Genomic DNA, 16,845 nt, shown 5'->3' with positions numbered 1-16,845 from the left:
CCTCCGTGCGGTGAAGATTCGACACCTCCACCACACACGGAGGCCTTCGCCACGATCAAGACCGGCCCGCGTTAACAACGCTCGTGATCAATACAACTAGCGCGAGGTGAGCCCGCCCATGGAGTGGCTGACTATGTCGATCTTGGTGGCGCCGGCGGCCACGAGCAGACGGTCGACCTCTGTCGGGTAGGAGCACGGCCAGCCGCCGGTTCTGAATCGGTCGGCCATGGTGTTCCAGTTGCCGGCGTCTGTAGCCATGCACGAACAGGATCGGGTCGCCGGCGGAATTGCGGGTGGAGCCGCTCGAGCCTGAGCGGGACCTGAGGCCTGCACGGCGAGAAGGGCGCCGGCCACGGCGGCGGCAGCGGTCACGAGGGCTCTCCTCGCGATGGACTCTCAGGGTGGGTATCAGGAAAGCGCTCGACGGCGCGGACTGGCTGGAAGACCGCGTGGGGCGTTGCCCGGGTCACGGGAACTCAGCTGTGGGCGTGCAGGAGCGTGCCGAGGGGCCGGTTCGCCGCGGTGGCACGGGAGAACACCGATGTCGTTGAGGATGGCGCGAGGGTACGGACCAGTAGGTATGGGCGGTCAAGAGGTACGCGTCGAGCTTTTTCGCATGGTCGCTGCCGAGGCGGTGCGCCCACCCTCCTTGGCGCTCAAGCGGCTTCCACGATGCCGCTCTATCCGGTCATTCTCCTGCCGGCCAGTAGACACGTGAACTCAGTGAATGGAACGCTCCCTACAGAGCACGAACGGTTCACACGCCGTTCGCGGCCCGCCAGCCCCTGCTCCGGCCCGCCCCGCCGCTCGAGCGCCACACCAGAAGGCGCCCGGCCGCGTTTCTCACACGAGCCGCATCTGCACCAGCAGGAAGTCCTCGCATCAGCCGAGTCCTCCCCTTCCTCGCTGAGAGGAGTGCACTGATGAACGTCCGAACCAGCCCGGCGGCACTCGCCGTCGTCCTCACCACGGCCGCAGCACTCGCCGCACCCACAGCCAGGGCTGTCGCGACGCCCGCAGCCGCCGGACCGACGGAGTTCACTGTGGACACCACGTCCGACGCGGTCGATGCCGACCCGTCGGACGGCCTGTGCCGCACCGCGTCGGGCGCTTGCAGCCTGCGCGCCGCGGTGATGGCCGCCAATGCCCGCCAGGGCAGCACCATCACACTGCCTCCGGGCCGCTACCAGTTGACGATCCCACCCGATCCCCGCAAGATCATCGGAGACCACCCCGACCCGACCACGGGTGACCTGAACGTCGACGCGCCCACCACGATCCACGGCTCCGGCGCACGGACCACCATCATCGACGCCAACCACCTGGACCGCGCATTCCGCATGCAGGCGGACACCCGGCTGTCCGACCTGACGATCACTGGGGGAACGGCTCAGGAGCGCGAACTGCCCATCACCGACACCGGTGGCGGCGGAATCGCCAACGGACACCGCATGACGCTACGCCGGGTCGCCGTGACCGGGAACTCCGCGGGCTACGGCGGTGGCATCTTCAACATCCCTGGCTCGCACCTGGATCTGATCGACAGCACCGTCAGCGGGAACGCCGCGGGAGAGGCCGGGGGCATCAGGTTCGACGACAGCGGCACCGTGACCAACTCGACGGTCGCCGACAACCGCGTGACGAACCCCGGCGACCGCCCCGGCAGCCTCGCCGGCTACGGCGGCGGGATCGACATCCGCGGCCGGGGACCCGTGGAGATCCTCAATTCGACCATTTCCGGCAACAGTTCGAGCGACGGCGGAGGCGGAATCAACATCGCCCCCGCCTACCTCGACAGCCTGCCCCATCCGATCCCCGACGTCGTCGATCTGCCGCTCGGGCGACTGACGTTGCGCAACTCCGTCGTCGCCGGCAACCGCGTCGACGGCAAGGACGCCGACTGCAAGAAGGCCTTCGCCACCATCGCATCGGAGGGCCACAACATCGACAGTGACGGCAGTTGCCGGCTCACCGCTGCGGGCGACCTGCCCAGCCGTGCGCCGCTGATCGGCCCGCTCGCCGACAACGGCGGCCCCACGGACACCGCCGCGCTGCTGCCGGGAAGCCCCGCCCTGGACGCGGCGGCCGACTGCCCGGCCACCGATCAGCGCGGTATCGCCCGCCCCCAGGGCGCCGCCTGCGACATCGGCGCCTACGAGGACACGGCATGACCACACCGCTCGCACCGGCATCAGGAGATGCGATGAGATCGCCGAGCCTGCGCAACACCACCCTGGCCCGCACCATGATCGCGGTTTTGGCCCTGCTGCTGTCTTCGCTCGCCGTTCCCCCGCCCACAGCCCGGGCCGATGCCGCTCACGGCTCCCTGGTCGTGCGCACCGACCGCGGCTGGGTGCGCGGCGCGGCTCGTCGCGACGGCGTCCGGGTCTTCCAGCGCATCCCCTTCGCCGCCCCGCCGACGGGCGAGCTGCGCTGGCGTCCCCCACGGCCGGCCGAGCGATGGCCCGGCGTGCGGGACGCCACCGCACCGGGCCGACCCTGCCCCCAACTGCCGCTGACGCTGCTCCCCGACGGCGGCCCCGTCCTGCCCGGCGAGTCCAACCGCACCGGCAGCACGACGGAGGACTGTCTGTACCTCAATGTGTGGACACCCGCCCGCACTGGTGGCCGGCCTCTCCCCGTGCTGGTGTGGCTGCACGGCGGCGGCAACGCCCACGGCGCCGGCAGCGACTACGACGGCTCGATGCTGACCGCACGCGGCGTGATCGTGGTGACCGTCAACTACCGCCTGGGAGCACTGGGGTTCCTCGCCCACCCCGCCCTTTCGTCGGAGAGCGGGGACCACGCCTCCGGCGACTACGGCTTGATGGATCAGCAGGCCGCGCTGCGCTGGGTTCGGCACAACATCGGCGCGTTCGGTGGCGACCACAACCGAGTGACCCTCGGCGGCCAGTCCGCCGGATCGGTGGACACCTGCGCCCACATCGCCTCCCCGACCGCCGAAGGCCTGTTCCAACGAGCGATTCAGCAGAGCGGGAGCTGCACCTCGGACGGCGGTCTGACACCGCTCACGCTCGGCGCGGCCGAGCAGAGAGGCAGCGACTTCGCGGCCTCGGTCGGCTGCGCGGACCGGACGACCGCGGCGACCTGTCTGCGCGCCCTGACCACCACCGAGCTCCTTCGCGGCACCGGGACCGGGATCGCTTCCTTGTGGGGCCCGAACACCGGGCCACGTGTCCTCCCGCGTGCTCCGCACAGGGCATGGGCCGAGGGACGAGTGAACGCAGTCCCGACACTGAACGGCAACACCCATGACGAGTACAGGTACTTCACCGCGCTGTACGTGGATCTGCTCGGCGGCGGCCCCCTGACCGCCGCCTCGTACGCCGCCCTGATCGGGCTCCAGCACGGCAGCCGCACAGGGGCAGTCCTGCACACCTATCCGGCCTCGGCGTATCCATCCCCGAACCTGGCCTATTCCGCCGTCAACACGGACTGGCGGTTCGCCTGCCCGGCATGGGACGACAGCCGGCTGTACGGCACCCGAGCGCCTGTCTACGCCTATGAGTTCCACGACCCCCAGGCTCCACCGTTCATCCCGGCACCGCACACGCCGCAGGGCGCGTTCCACGCCTCCGAACTGGCCTATCTCTTTCCCATGGACTCCGTGCGCCTGACGCCCGCCCAGCGGCGGCTGTCCGCCACGATGACCGCCTACTGGGCACGGTTCGCGGCCACCGGCAACCCCAACGGCTCCCGTGCCCCCGCCTGGCCCCGCTACACGGCCGAAGGGGACCGCATCCAGGTGCTGGTGCCGGACCGGGTCGCACCCACCAGCGACTTCGCCACCGACCATCACTGCGCGTTCTGGCTCCCGTCCCCCACTTCCCCGGAAGCCGTGCGATGACGTCGACGCAGCTGCGGCCGCAACGGGCCCTCGTCCTGGGATACGGCTGTCTGCGCGAATGGCCCTGCGATGTGCATCCCCGACATCGACCTGTCCGGGATCGTCCAGACGTCGCCCACCACGGTGAAACTGAGGTTCCGGCCCGTCGCCGCAGCCGATCAGAGTCGTCATTCCCTGTCTGTGACGTCACGCGACAGGTCGACCTCCCCCAAGGTTCCGCGCACCAGAACGTTGTGGTGAGCCGCGAGCGCCAGCAACGCGACGTGCAACGGCCCGGTCTCCAGGACGGCGCCCGGTTCGAACCAGCGGGCGACGGCGGTGCCGCTCGCCATTCTGAGTGTGAAGCGCGCCAGTTCGTCCGCAACGTCCGGGCGGTCGTTCAGCCCGAAGACGGCGCTCAGCGCATCCTGAGCCCAAGCCACCAGCGCGTCGCGGTAGTGGTGCACCTCGGCCACGGCCGCCGCGCTGGCGTCCTGCTGCACCATGCCCAGCCCCAGCAGCAGTTTCAGACCGTGTGGGTGGCGCTGGAAGGCGTCCTCGACCTCCGCGAGGAAGCCGTCCAGACGCTGCGCGACGTCGGCGCCGGGCACCTCGGCCGGGGGCAGGGCTGCCAGCAGCGCGGTCCTGGCGCGTTCCAGCACCGCGACATAGATCCCGTCCTTGCTGCCGAAGTGCCAGTAGATGGAACTGGCCGGCAGGCCGCACTCGGAGGAAATCATGGAAATGGATGTGGCGGCGTAGCCATACCGCGACATCAGTTCGCCGGCGGTGTCGAGAATTGCGTCACGGGACCGTGCGCCGCGGTCCTGGGCCGGTGCCTCCGTCATACAGCGGACTCTAGGCGAGAAGCTGCTCGCACTGCACCGCGGCCTTGTGGGGACCGGGCAGCTCCTGACTCCATGGCCGAGCAGCGTGCGCGTCTTCCCGGCGCACCCTTCTTGCCCCGCCCTGCGACGCACCCGTCCCCAAGCTCCTGGTGCTGGGCTCGGCCGCCGGGGTTCTGACGGCGGGCGCGACGGCGGCCTGGTGGACGGCGGACCGCCCCGGTCACGCATCGATACGGGGCGGCGGCACCCGGCTTCCGCGACTGGTGGTCACCCTGCACGCGGATCTGACGGGAGGACAAAAAGCGGTGGGACTCGCCCAGGAGGACGGTGTCCGACTCGCCGTCGACCATCTCAACTCCCGTACAGACCGCGGCCTCGACCTCGCGCTCCAGGTGCGCGGTGATCGGGCCGACCACCGACGCCTGTGCCGAGGCCGTCCTCGCCGAATATCAGAAGGCACTGCTGCCCATGGTCTCCGTATCGGTTGGGCTCGACGGGGTGTCCCCCGTCAAGTACCGGACGTACGCGGCCACCCGGCCCCCCGACCGCAACTTGGCTGCGCCCCTGGTCGCGTACCTCGTCCGCACCGCCCGGGCCCGCAGGACGCTGTTGATCGACGAAGCGGCCGAGGGCGACTTCAGCTGGAACATCTGCACATGGGTGGGTGAGGCCATGCGCTCCGGGCGGCACCCCGCGTCCCGGCGTACCCTCGCCGCCGAGGACCACACAGCCGACGACTTCCGTGCCTTCGCCGTGTCGGTGACCGACGCGGAAGCGGACGCGGTGGTGTTCGTCGGTGGCCCTGCGCGCGCCGCGAAACTGGCGCTCGCGCTGCGAAGCGCCGGCTACTCCGCAGCGCGACTGGCCACCCAGCGCGCTCTCGACCCCCGCTTCCTCACCTCGGCGGGCGTCGCCGCCGAGGGCTGGGTCTTCGCCACCGCCTTCCTCGATCCGACGGGGATGGCGGCCGCGAAGTCTTTCGTCACCGTCTACCGCGAACGCTTCGACACCGCCCCGCCCTGGTACTCCGCCGGGGCCTACGACGCGGCGCTCTTCGTCGGCCGCGCGATGACGACGCTGGGCGCTCGTGGGACGGCTGGGCGACACCGACTACCGCGGGATCACCAAGCGGCTGCGCTACACGTCGTCGAGCACCGGCTACACCATGAAGGCGCTGCACCTCTCCCAGGCGTCCGGTGGCCGCTTCCGCTTTCTCGGCCAGTACGAGGATGCGACGGCCTGAGCCGCACGAGGTACGGGGACGGGAGCCGGCCGGTCCGCCTGATCGCGTCACGCATCCCCGCCTGCCTTCACGTAGGTCCAGCTGTGCCGGATGTTTCCGCGTTCCCTGCGGTCGACGCGAGTGACGTCAGGCCCTCCGTTGCTGCGCGAGAGCAATCCGCTGATCAGCGTGCGGTACGCGAAGAAGAGCGTCGCGGCCACGGTCACGGCGAAGGCGATGCCGGGCCCGTATCCCGTGCCCGTGGCAGTGCGGATCACGTGGAGGAAGCCGTAGCCGCTGAGGACCGTCGCCAGGGCACACACCTTCCACAACACCCCGTGCCTGCGCCGCTCACGGCGCACTTCGGCGAACGACGGAAGCTCCACCCTGAGTTGAGCGCCGCAGTGGTCGCACGTCGCACGGGTTTCGTTCCTGCACTCGTCGAAGCGTTCCAGACGGCCGGCCTCGGCGTTGGTGAGGGCGATCGTCCGGGTCAGCTGGTCACTGACCTCCTTGGTGACGGTGTGCATGATCCTGTACTCGAAGGTCCCCGACACCTCTGCGGCCACGGCTCCCGCTCCTTCCCCGGGTGGATGTCCTGGCCGAACTGTGCGGTGCCCGCACGATCGCTTTCAAGGCTGGTACCGAATTCACCGCGGTCAACCGGGCCTTGGGGCTCTTCGCCACGCTGATTGCCCGCACCGGGCGGCCCCGTGCCACCCGGCGCTGGACCCCGCTGGTGCGCGCGGCGTCGTGGCTCGTCGGCCGGGTCGGCGACGAGGCAGGCGGCTTCACGGTCACCGCGAGTGGGGAGCGCGATGGGCGGCCGGTCACCCGCCGGTTGGGGATGACGGCCCGGCAGGACGGCGGTCGCATTCCCTCACGGCTCGCCGGCATCGCCGTCGACCACCTGCTGGCAGGCCGACTCCACACCACCGGCCTCGTCCCGCTCCATTCCTGGCTGGCACCGCACGAGCTGCGTGCTGCGCTGCGCGACCGCGGGATCGGCCTGTGGCGGAGCGACGACGAGGGCGGCTGGCGCCCCTGGGATGAGTGACGAGTCGTCAGGCTGCCACTTCCTGTGTCCCTATGCGTTGTGCTTCGGCTGTCCAGTCGATCGGCAATCGTCGCCAGCAATGCTAGGACCTGGAGTTTTCCCCATTGGCGGGCGCCAGTTCCTTGGACCGCGCGATCAGCTCCGGGCAGGTGGAGGACGGCAACTTGATGGTGCTCGGGGGATTCGCCCAGGCGGGCGACTTCGCCGGTGCCGTCGCCGTTCGCCGGCACGGCGGACGGGACTGAGCCGTGAACATCCCCGCCTTGCACGGACTTGCCCGCGGTCGGCAGCGGATCGGTCGGCGGGGCCTTGCAGTTGCTCCAGGCAGTGGTCCTGCCCGGCGACACAGTGGCCTACGCCTGGCGCACGTTCGACGCCTCCCCTCTCCTGGCCGCCATGATCGGCGCTTGCCCTGTCCCCATACCCCTGTCGCCAGACGGACACCAGGATCTGGGCGCCCTGCTCACGGCGCCCGACCACCGCACCCGAGTCGTGGTGCTGTGCAATCCCCACAACCCCACCGGAAGCCTGGTCACCGCCGACGCGCGCTGTCGGCGTTCCTGGATCAGGTTCCCCGACACGTCACCCTGCTCCTCGATGAGGCTCATGTCGAGTTCGCCCGCGACACCAACCTGCCGGATACACCCGCGCTCCTGGACGCACACCCCAACCTGCTGGTCCTGCGTACCTTCTCCAAGGCATACGGCCTCGCCGCTCTGCGGGACGCCGGTGTCCAGGCGCGCTACTACCCCGGCGAGGGACTCCGGCTCACCGTCGGCAACCGGAACGCCAACGACACTGTGCTGACCTCGCTGGCGGGACTGCAGGTCGCAGGAGTCCACCCGGGGCGGGGAACCCAAGCAGACAGAACCTAGTCCTGTGTGTCCGCTTGGTGCTCCTCCCCTGCGAGCAGGCCCTCCGGACGGCGGCCCGGCGGCTGCTGCGGCTCGGGGCGCGCAGGTGCCGGGGGCACCGGCCGGTCCACCGGGGCGTCGGTGGTCACGGTCATCAATTCCCCGTGATGCAGCAGAACCAGCGGTTCACCTTCCACCAGCCGGTAACGCGCATGGGCCGGGCCGATGTCCACCTTCAGTCTGCGTCCGCGTACCAGCACCGTGAACGCCACCCTGGAGAGCGCTTCCGGCAAGCGCGGTGCGAACGCCAGCCGGTCCAGCTGTCCCTCCTCGCCGATGTACCTGCGCAAGCCGCCGAAACCGGCGACCAGGGCGATCCACGTCCCGGCGAGGGAGGCGATGTGCAGCCCGTCACGGGTGTTGTGCTCCAGATCGTCCAGGTCCATCAGCGCGGCCTCGCCGAGGTAGGCGTAAGCCAGCCGCAGGTGCCCGGTCTCGGCGGCGAGCACCGCCTGGCAGCACGCCGACAGGGAGGAGTCGCGGACGGTGAGCGCGTCGTAGTAGGCGAAGTTGCGCGCCTTCTGCTCGTCGGAGAAGAGGTGTGGGCACTCCAGCATCGCCAGCACCACATCGGCCTGCTTCACGACCTGCTTGCGATACAGGTCGAAGTAGGGGTAGTGAAGCAGCAGCGGATAGTTCTCGGGCGGGGTCGCCTCGAAGTCCCAGCGCTGGAAACTCGTGAACCCGGCGGACTGTTCGTGCACGCCGAGGGACTCGTTGTACGGCATCGCCATGCGCGCCGCGGCGTCCCGCCACACGGCGGTCTCCTCGTCGTCGACACCGAGTTCCGCGGCCCGGTCGGGATGACGCGTTGCCACCTCCGCGGCGGCCAGCAGGTTCTGCCGGGCCAGCAGGTTGGTGTACAGGTTGTCGCGGGCGATGGCGCTGTACTCGTCGGGTCCGGTGACCCCGTCGATGTGGAACACGCCTGCCGGGTCGTGGTGTCCGAGGGAACGCCACAGCCGAGCGGTGTCCACGAGGAGGTCGAGCCCCACACCGCGCTCGAAGTCCTCGTCCCCCGTCACCATGACGTACCGGGCGGCGGCCATGGCGATGTCGGCGTTGATGTGGAAGGCAGCCGTACCGGCCGGCCAGTAGGCAGAGCTTTCGCCACCGTCGATCGTCCGCCAGGGAAACGTCGCTCCCGACAAGCCCAGCTGGCTCGCGCGTTCCCGGGCCGCAGGCAGCATCTGGTGCCGCCATCTCAGTGCCGACGCGACGGTCTCCGGCGCGGTGAACGTCAGGACCGGCAGCACGTAGGACTCGGTGTCCCAGAAGGAGTGTCCGTCGTACCCGGTTCCGGTCAGGCCCTTGGCGGGGATGGCCCGGTTCTCACCGCGGGCCGCCGCCTGGAGCACGTGGAAGAGAGCGAACCGCACCGCCTGCTGGATCTGCGCGTCGCCCTCGACCTCGACGTCCGCGCCGGCCCAGAAGCGGTCCAGGTACGCCCGTTGCGCGGCGACCAGCCCGTCCCACCCCGTGCTGACCGCGGCCGCCACGGCTCCGTCCACCTGATCGTGCACGGCCGGCAGCGAACGCTCCCCCGACCAGCCGTAGGCCACGAACTTGACCAGTCGCAGCGGCTGGCCGGGCACCAGGTCCGCGGTCACCGTCAGTCGGCTGACATCTGGCTCGCTCTGCGCCGTCCAACGAGTGCCGTCGGGCCCCTCGATGAGATGGTCGGCCGCTGCCGCCACCCGCAGTGCGCTGCGACTGGTGCAGTGCACGAGCCGCAGGCGGGTGTCCTGCGCGAAGTGCTCCTCGGCATGCAGGGGGGACTCGATCGCCGCGGCCACGCGCGGGTCGCCCTTCAGGCCGGGCAGTTGTTCGTTGGCGACCAGTTCGGACTGCACGGCCACCGTGGTCGGTCCGTCGATCGGCTCGACCGTGTACACGATGGCGGCCACCGCGCGCTGGGTGAAGGACACGAGCCGCTGTGACGTGATCCGGACCGTGCGGCCGGCGGGCGATGTCCACCGGGCCGTGCGGCTGAGCACGCCGGACTGGAAGTCCAGGACCCGCTCGTGTGCCACCAGCCGGCCGTAGCGCACATCGCACGGGTGGTCGTCGACCAGCAGCCGGATGACCTTGCCGTCGGTGACATTGATCATCGTCTGGCCGGACTCGGGATATCCGTAGCCTGCTTCCGCATAGGGCAGCGGATGCCGCTCGTGAACGCCGTTGAGGTAGGCGCCGGGCAGCCCGTGGGGCTCTCCCTCATCGAGGTTGCCGCGCCACCCGATGTGCCCGTTGGACAGCGCGAACACCGACTCGCTCTGGGCGAGCACGTCCAGGTTCAGCTCGGTCTCGCGCAGGCACCACGGCTCGACCGTGTAGCTGGGATGGGTGATCATCGCGACTGCAGAAGGTCGGCCAGGTCACGGATCACGATGTCCGCCCCGTGCGCCCGCAGTTGATCCGCCTGGCCCACCCTGTCGACGCCCACGACCACGCCGAACCGGCCCGCTCGCCCGGCCTCGACCCCGGCCAGGGCGTCTTCGAACACCGCGGCCGCGTCCGGATCCGTGCCGAGCACGCGGGCCGCCTCCAGGTAGGTGTCCGGGGCGGGCTTGCCGCGCAGACGGCGCTCGTGCGCCACCACTCCGTCGATCCGTTGCTCGAACAGGTCCTCGATGCCGGCCGCTGCCAGGACGTCCCGGCAGTTCGCGCTGGACGACACCACCGCGCAGCGCAGGCCGGCCTCCCGCGCCGCGTGGACGAAGCGGACCGAGCCCTCGTAAGGTTCCACCCCGTCCTCGCGGATCCGGCGCAGCACCAGGTCGTTCTTGCGCTTGCCCAGTCCGTTCACCGTCTCCGCCTGCGGCGTGTCGTCCGGCGTTCCCTCGGGCAGGTGCACCCCGCGTGCGGCGAGGAACGTGCGAACGCCGTCCGCACGGGGCCGCCCGTCCACGTATTCGTCGTAGTCGTCCACCGCGTCGAAGGGCACGAACTCGGTCCCCTCACGTGTGGCGCGCTCGCGGAGATAGTTGTCGAACATCTCCTTCCAGGCGGCCGCGTGCACCTTCGCGGTCTGGGTGAGGACACCGTCGAGGTCGAACAGGCAGGCACGGACATGAGCAGGAAGCCCCAGCATGTCGCCGAGGCTAGGAGGCGTCCGCGGCCGCTCGGGTGAAGCCACCGTCCGGCACGCCGGAAGGCACCCGCTCGGTCGAGGGCCGAGCGGCGGCCAGGGTGGGCACGGGACGAACCGGGGTGGGCACGGCCCGGAGGACGCAGTCATGGCGCAGCAGGGCCCCTGGCCGGCGGTGCGGCCGGCCAGGGGCTCTGCGGGCGGTCGGGCTACGTCAGCCGTCGGATTCCGAAGACGGGATGTAGGCGCCCGGCACGTCGTTGGGGGCGTAGATCTTGCTCTCGCCGGGGTACGGCTTGGCCCAGTTGTGCGTCTGGTACCAGGTGAGGTGGTTCAGCTGCGCGGGGTTCGCGTAGTCGGGCACGGCGTGCGGCCCGGTCAGCCGCTGCTTGGACTTCCAGTCCTCCCACTTGGCCGCGAGCTGCCGCTTGTCCGCCGGTACCTTCGACGGCGGCACGGCCGCCGCCTTGGGGTCCTGCGGCGCGGGGGTGTCCACACCGCAGGAAGGCGGGGTCTTCAGACCGTCGGTCAGCGAGGTGCGGTTGGGCAGCGCCGTGAACGGCGTGTAGTCCGGCTTCCTGGTGAACGCCCCGGCCATCGGGCTGGCCGCGCTGTCCTTCTGGTTCATCGGGTGGATCCCGAGGATCTGCTCGATGGTGCGGATCATCGTGATCTGCGAGTAGTAGTGGCTGTCGACGGTGCCGTGCTGGGCCCAGGGGCTGATGATCTGGATCGGGGCACGGTGGCCGTCGACGTGGTCGAGGCCGGCCTGGGAGTCGTCCTCGACGACGAAGATCGCCGAGTCCTTCCAGTACTTGCTGTGCGAGATCTCGTCGACCATCCTGCCGACCGCGAGGTCGTTGTCCGCGACCTGAGCCGCGGGGCTCGCCGGACCACCGGTGTGGTCGTTGGAGAGCCAGAACATGTTCAGGTTCGCCGGGCCGTTCTTCTCGAAGTCCTGCTTCCAGATCTCGTACTTGTAGATGTCCGGGACACTCGTGTCGAACATCGGGAAGCCCGGCACCGACACGTCGTTGAGGGACGGGATCGCCGAGCCCGTCTGTATCGGGTAGGCGGTGTTCTGCCCGGTCGCGTCCATGTTCTTGGCATCGCAGTACAGGTTCTGCCAGGAGGCGTCGGACGGCTTGCTCTCGATCGACTGGAACTCGCCGAAGTCCCGTACGGTCTTGTCCGCCGCCTGCGCACCGGTCCACAGGAAGCCGGACTTCTGGTGGCCGAGAGCGTCGTTCTCGGTGTCGTAGCTGCGCGCGTACTCACCGGCCGAGGACTCGGTGTACTCCGGGTCGTCGGCCTGCATCAGCCAGTTGTGACCCTCGGCGGAGTTCGTGCCGATGTCGTAGGTGTTGTCGTACAGGCCGAACTGGTCGGCCAGCGCGTGCTGGTTCGGCGTCACGTTCTCGCCGAACTGCGTCACCGAGGGATCGCCGTTGCCCTCCGGGATGTCACCGAAGACCTGGTCGTAGGTCCGGTTCTCCTTGACGATCAGGAAGACGTGCTTGATCGTCGAGGGGTCGCCGAGCCGCTGCGGGACCGGGACCGGCATCCTGTGGCTCGTGCCCTTGGCCAGCCTGACCGAGCCGGGGGTCCAGCCGTTCTGCTGGAAGACCTTGGCCGTCTGGGACCTGATGACGCTGTCGTCCGGCAGCGTGAAGCGCTGCACGCTCGACGTGGTGTCGTGGGTGCCGTGCCCGGCGCTGTTGGTGGGCCGGCGGGCGTCGACACCACGGGTGTTGGAGACCAGCACCTGGTTGCCGACGGTGGTGATCTCCGCGGGGAAGTAGTCCGTCGGGAGCAGGCCGACGTAACTGACCGGCTCCTGCGCGCTCTTGTACCGGTAGACGGCGACCGCGTTGGCGCGGCCGAGCGTCACCAGCAGACGACCGTCGTCGGTGAGCGTCACCGCGTTGGGCTCGTAGCCCACCGACGCCTCGGGCCACGGCCGGGTGTCGATGGTCTGCACGACCTCGTCCTTGCCGGTGTCGATGACCGACACGTCGTTGGTGGCGGTGTTGGTGACGAACAGCGCCTTGCCCTTGGCGTACAGGGCCGTCGGGTGCAGGCCGACGTCGATGCTCGACGGGGCGGCCTGAGGGTTCGCCAGGTCGATGACGCTGACCGTGCCGGTGGTGGTGGCACCGGTCTTCGGGTTGGCCGGAACCTGGGTGCCGTACGAGTTCATGGTGGTGTCGCCCGGCTTGGCCGGTCGGCCGCCCTCGTTGCTGACGTAGAGCTTCCCGCCGACCTGGACCATGTCGCGCGGGGCGTTGCCCACGGCCCAGCTCTGCTTGACGGCACCGGTCGCCGCGTCGATGGCGACCACCCGGTTCTGGCCGTTGACCGCCGAGTACACGGTGGAGCCGTCGGACGAGAAGACCGCCTCGCCGACCAGCGCGTGCTTGGACCCGTCCGCCGGGATCTTGATCGACGTCGGGTTGGTGACGGAGCCGTCCGGGTTCACCGTGAACCGGGTGTAGCCGTCGGTCTGGCCCAGCCACAGCTGCTTGCCGTCGGGCGAGTACGTGGGGCCTTCCTGTCCCACACTGTTGCTGCTGAGGCGCGGGACCGACGACGCGGCGGTGCCGACGACCTGCTGCACCTTCCAGTTCTGCACATCGACGATGGCCAGCGCACTCCCGCCGTCGGTGACCGCAGCCGCTAGGTGGGTGCCGTCCGGGCTGGCGGAGGACGACATGATCTTGCCGTTGTTGATGACGAGGCGGTCACCGTACGGGGCGATGTACTGGTCGCTGGAGATGACCTGGCCCCGGTCGGTGGTCTGACCGACCTGATCGGTGCCGAACTGGTGCGTCTGGGCGTAACCGATGCCGGCGGTGACGGCGAGGACGACCGCGGTGGCGGCTGCCGTGAGGGTGCTCCGGCGACCGAGTCGTCTGCTGAGAAGGCTCGTCTCGACAGTCCTGCGGTTGCGGGTTACCTGCATGGAGTCATTCCTTCGGGACGCGGAGAAGTTCGACGTTGCCGTCGAACTGCCAAAGTGGGTTCGGTGCGTCGCCGGTCGGGGTCCGCACCAGGAAGTAGCCGTTCACTTCCTTCGGTCCATCGCCGTCGGCCATGAACCGCCCGTCTGGGGTGACGTCGAGTTGATAGATGGCCGTGCCTGCGGCCTCGACGCCGGGGAGATGCCACGAGACGACGCAGCGCCAGTCGTTGCCCGGTCCCTCGGCAGTGACCCTGACGCTGCCCTTGTTGCACGTCGCCGTGGCCTTCACCTGCGCTTCGGTGACGTCGGGGCGGTTGAGCTGCTTCGTCTGCATGCGATAGAGGTGGGCGAACGCCGTGGCCAGCGAGCGCTGCACCTTGTCCTGTTCGACGCCGGAGCCCGTGGCCCCGGTCGTCGCGGCCACGACCGCGACGCTCACCGCGACCACCCCGGCCAGCGGCAGGGCTCCGGCGGTGACCGCGCGGCGCCCCGAGCCGTCGTAAGCGGCGTTGGTGAAGTCGCGCCGCACGAACAGCAGATAGGCCAGCAGCGTCGCGACCACCGCCCACACCAGGCCGACCACGATGCCGATCAGGAGCGGGCCGAGTTGAGCCGGGCTGGTGAACAGACCGTTCCAGGCGATGAAGGCGTAGCTGGGCAGGGCCAGTCGTACGGCGGCGGGAAGCGGCATCATCTGCGCGAGCTGCATCGCAAGCGCGACACCGGCGGGCAGCAGCAGCCCCATCGGGGAACGCCCCAGCGCGACGGACCCGAGCAGTCCGATCCCGGCGAGCGCCAGCGTCGGGGCGAGTACGCAGACCCAGGCGAGCAGGACCTTCCCTGCCGCGTCCGCAGGCGTCAGCAGGTGGCCGTCGAGACCGACCAGCGGCTGGTCGCCCACTGCAAGGAGACCACCGGCCGTACTGGAACAGGCCAGCCCGGCCACGAGCAGCAGCAGGACGGTGAGGCTGGCCAGTGCCTTCGCCGCGAAGATCCGCCTGGGCGACCGGACCACCACGAGCAGGTGGCGCCACGTGCCGAGCCGGTCCTCGGAGGCGAACACGTCGCCGGCGACCACCGAGGTCAGCAGCGGGAGTGCCCAACTGCCCGCGAACCCGAGCATCACCAGCGGTCCGGCCCATCCCGTGGCGTGCATCCAGCGGCCGAAGAGCGTGTCGACAGGCAGCGTGCTCTGCCGGCTCACAGCGGCGACGAAGAGCGCCGGCGCGATCCAGCAGGCGAGGACCAGCAAGCGGATCCGCCATTGTGAGACCAGCTTGACCAGCTCGAAGCGGTAGCCGCGCGAAATCGAGACGGGGCGGGCAGAGGCAACGTTGTCGGCGGCGACGGTCGCGGTCACCGGCCGGTCCCCGCCGGCTCGGTGAGGGCGAGGAACGCGGCTTCGAGCGGCGACACCACGGGTGCGAGTTCGCGCAACGCGATGCCCGCGCGCACGAGTTGCACCACGAGTTCGTCCAGGGCGGGCACCAGCGCGCGCACGACGAGCGCCGATGTGTCGTGCCGTGCCCCGGCGTCGTCGACGATCCGGATCCCGGCCGCGTCGACAGCGAGCCGCCGGGCGGCCTGCGGGTCGGAGGTGAGCAGCCGGTAGTCGAGTTCACGGTTCTCGGCGGCCAGCTTGCTGAGCGGGCCGGAGAAGACGACCCGTCCGGTGGCGATGATGGTGACTTCGGAGCACAGTGCCTGGAGGTCGTCCATGCGGTGACTTGAGAGCACGACGCCGGTTCCGTCCGCCGCGAGCCGGGTGAGGACACCGAGTACGTGTTTCTTGCCGGCCGGGTCGAGGCCGTTGGACGGTTCGTCCAGCACGAGCAGCCGGGGCTTGGTGAGCAGGGCCGCGGCGAGCCCAAGTCGCTGGCGCATGCCGAGGGAGAAACCGCGGGCCTGGTCGTCGGCGACATCGGTGAGCCCGACCTGGTCGAGCACGTCGTCCACCCCCGCCGTCCTGGCGTCGCGGCCGCGGAGAGCGGCCAGCGAGGTGAGGTTCTGCCTGGCGGTGAGCGAGGGGTAGAGACCGGGCCCGTCCACGAAGCCGGCGACACCGTCGGGAGCGTCGAGTGCCCGCTGGACCGGCGTACCCAGGATCTCGAGGCGGCCGCCGTCGGCGACGGCCAGGCCCAGCAGGAGACCGAGCAAGGTCGTCTTGCCGGCGCCGTTCGGTCCGACCAGGCCGTGGATCTGACCCTGCGCCACATCCAGATCGACGCCGTCGAGCGCGACGACGTCGCCGAAACATTTGGTGATCCCGCGAGCCCGGACTGCGAGGAGTGTGTCCATGAGTCCCTTCTTCGAGTCCCTGCTTTCGAAACCTTCAGGGACCCTAGGGACGGCTCACAACGCAGGCACAGTCGGCCGGTTGAACCCTCATGGAACGAATCGTCAAGGCGTGGTAAGCCCGGGGTGCACAAAACAGCCTGCATCCAGGCAGACTTGGGCATCCCTGGAAGGCAGGCCTGCGGTCAGGGCAGTGTCCAGAACCGGACCGTGACGAGGTAGAAGACGGCAGCCCAGAAGACCATCGCCACTGCTACGACCCCGAGGCCATGGAGGTTGCTCCTTGCCGCCGGTTCGTGCGGCGGTGGCCGCAGCCATCGCCCGAGCAGCGGGTTCACGTAGTAGGGCATGGTCAGGAAGCTCATGATGAAGCTCGACAGCAGCTTGCCCACGAGCAGACCGATCCAGAGCCGCAGGTGCAGCGGGGACAGGGCGAGCGTCAGCAGCACGACGGTCGGGTACAGGCCCAGCTCGGTCCCGCGAAACTCCTCGAACTTGCTCTCCTCCTGGACCATGTGGTGCTGCCAGTCGAGGAAGTCGTCGATCTGGTTCGGGCGGACGGGGTGGGTGACCACCACGGTGACCAGCGGATCCAGTAACCGGCCCACT

The 16,845-nt window shown here is 69.8% G+C and carries 15 protein-coding genes and 2 pseudogenes; 8 read left to right on the top strand and 9 right to left on the bottom strand.

Annotated features, from left to right (window positions below; all coding sequences use genetic code 11):
• Positions 1-96: 96 nt before the first annotated feature.
• Positions 97-258 carry an esterase/lipase family protein gene (locus ACFY3C_RS41830; protein WP_390774603.1) on the bottom strand — a complete coding sequence of 54 codons (162 nt, stop codon included), beginning with the start codon at positions 256-258 and terminating at the stop codon, positions 97-99.
• 665 nt (positions 259-923) lie between these two features.
• On the opposite strand from ACFY3C_RS41830, the gene ACFY3C_RS41825 reads away from it, so the two are divergent.
• Together ACFY3C_RS41825 and ACFY3C_RS41820 are read left to right on the top strand one after the other, a co-directional pair.
• The gene (locus tag ACFY3C_RS41825; protein WP_390774602.1) at positions 924-2,171 is read left to right on the top strand and encodes a choice-of-anchor Q domain-containing protein; all 1,248 of its coding nucleotides are present in this window, start codon (positions 924-926) and stop codon (positions 2,169-2,171) included.
• 32 nt (positions 2,172-2,203) lie between these two features.
• Positions 2,204-3,868 (top strand): carboxylesterase/lipase family protein, encoded by a 1,665-nt coding sequence (locus tag ACFY3C_RS41820; RefSeq protein WP_390774601.1) that lies wholly within the window; start codon positions 2,204-2,206, stop codon positions 3,866-3,868.
• 167 nt (positions 3,869-4,035) lie between these two features.
• On the opposite strand, the gene ACFY3C_RS41815 is transcribed toward ACFY3C_RS41820, so the two are convergent.
• Positions 4,036-4,695, bottom strand: coding sequence for a TetR/AcrR family transcriptional regulator (locus tag ACFY3C_RS41815; RefSeq protein WP_390774600.1), 660 nt, complete (start codon positions 4,693-4,695; stop codon positions 4,036-4,038).
• A 327-nt stretch (positions 4,696-5,022) separates the two neighbouring features.
• On the opposite strand from ACFY3C_RS41815, the pseudogene ACFY3C_RS41810 reads away from it, so the two are divergent.
• Positions 5,023-5,769 (top strand): annotated as a pseudogene (locus ACFY3C_RS41810) (ABC transporter substrate-binding protein); the annotation flags it as partial.
• Positions 5,770-5,782: 13 nt separating this feature from the next.
• Positions 5,783-5,938: a hypothetical protein gene (locus tag ACFY3C_RS41805; RefSeq protein ID WP_390774609.1), complete on the top strand. Its 156-nt coding sequence runs from the start codon at positions 5,783-5,785 to the stop codon at positions 5,936-5,938.
• A 47-nt stretch (positions 5,939-5,985) separates the two neighbouring features.
• Here the strand turns inward: ACFY3C_RS41805 and ACFY3C_RS41800 are convergent, their stop codons facing one another.
• Positions 5,986-6,486, bottom strand: a complete 501-nt coding sequence (locus ACFY3C_RS41800; protein WP_390774608.1) for a hypothetical protein — start codon at positions 6,484-6,486, stop codon at positions 5,986-5,988.
• A 20-nt stretch (positions 6,487-6,506) separates the two neighbouring features.
• On the opposite strand from ACFY3C_RS41800, the gene ACFY3C_RS41795 reads away from it, so the two are divergent.
• From ACFY3C_RS41795 to ACFY3C_RS41780, 4 genes and pseudogenes are all read left to right on the top strand, one after another.
• Positions 6,507-6,974: a hypothetical protein gene (locus ACFY3C_RS41795; protein WP_390774607.1), complete on the top strand. Its 468-nt coding sequence runs from the start codon at positions 6,507-6,509 to the stop codon at positions 6,972-6,974.
• Positions 6,975-7,096: 122 nt separating this feature from the next.
• A complete protein-coding gene (locus tag ACFY3C_RS41790; protein WP_390774599.1) occupies positions 7,097-7,219 on the top strand; it encodes a hypothetical protein in 123 nt (40 codons plus the stop codon).
• An 82-nt stretch (positions 7,220-7,301) separates the two neighbouring features.
• Positions 7,302-7,457, top strand: a pseudogene (locus ACFY3C_RS41785) (aminotransferase); the annotation flags it as partial.
• A gap of 17 nt (positions 7,458-7,474) precedes the next feature.
• Positions 7,475-7,849 (top strand): aminotransferase class I/II-fold pyridoxal phosphate-dependent enzyme, encoded by a 375-nt coding sequence (locus ACFY3C_RS41780; RefSeq protein WP_390774598.1) that lies wholly within the window; start codon positions 7,475-7,477, stop codon positions 7,847-7,849.
• Here the strand turns inward: ACFY3C_RS41780 and ACFY3C_RS41775 are convergent.
• The 6 genes from ACFY3C_RS41775 to ACFY3C_RS41750 all read right to left on the bottom strand — a co-directional run bounded on the left by ACFY3C_RS41775 (position 7,846) and on the right by ACFY3C_RS41750 (position 16,844).
• Positions 7,846-10,242, bottom strand: coding sequence for a glycoside hydrolase family 65 protein (locus tag ACFY3C_RS41775; protein ID WP_390774597.1), 2,397 nt, complete (start codon positions 10,240-10,242; stop codon positions 7,846-7,848). The genes ACFY3C_RS41780 and ACFY3C_RS41775 overlap by 4 nt on opposite strands.
• The gene (locus ACFY3C_RS41770; RefSeq protein ID WP_389177649.1) at positions 10,239-10,982 is read right to left on the bottom strand and encodes an HAD family hydrolase; all 744 of its coding nucleotides are present in this window, start codon (positions 10,980-10,982) and stop codon (positions 10,239-10,241) included. Before ACFY3C_RS41770 ends, ACFY3C_RS41775 begins: the two co-directional genes overlap by 4 nt.
• A gap of 211 nt (positions 10,983-11,193) precedes the next feature.
• Positions 11,194-13,941 (bottom strand): bifunctional YncE family protein/alkaline phosphatase family protein, encoded by a 2,748-nt coding sequence (locus ACFY3C_RS41765; RefSeq protein ID WP_390774596.1) that lies wholly within the window; start codon positions 13,939-13,941, stop codon positions 11,194-11,196.
• Between the two features lie 4 nt (positions 13,942-13,945).
• Positions 13,946-15,301, bottom strand: a complete 1,356-nt coding sequence (locus tag ACFY3C_RS41760) for an ABC transporter permease (protein ID WP_390774595.1) — start codon at positions 15,299-15,301, stop codon at positions 13,946-13,948.
• Positions 15,298-16,239 (bottom strand): ABC transporter ATP-binding protein, encoded by a 942-nt coding sequence (locus ACFY3C_RS41755; protein ID WP_390774594.1) that lies wholly within the window; start codon positions 16,237-16,239, stop codon positions 15,298-15,300. Before ACFY3C_RS41755 ends, ACFY3C_RS41760 begins: the two co-directional genes overlap by 4 nt.
• A gap of 182 nt (positions 16,240-16,421) precedes the next feature.
• Positions 16,422-16,844: a hypothetical protein gene (locus ACFY3C_RS41750; protein ID WP_390774593.1), complete on the bottom strand. Its 423-nt coding sequence runs from the start codon at positions 16,842-16,844 to the stop codon at positions 16,422-16,424.
• Position 16,845: the final 1 nt, after the last annotated feature.

Origin of the sequence: Streptomyces sp. NPDC001410, from assembly GCF_042895235.1 — a bacterium.
Classification (GTDB): Bacteria; Actinomycetota; Actinomycetes; order Streptomycetales; family Streptomycetaceae; genus Streptomyces.
Note: the sequence above shows the minus strand (reverse complement) of the source record. Positions and strands in the feature narration are given on the sequence as shown.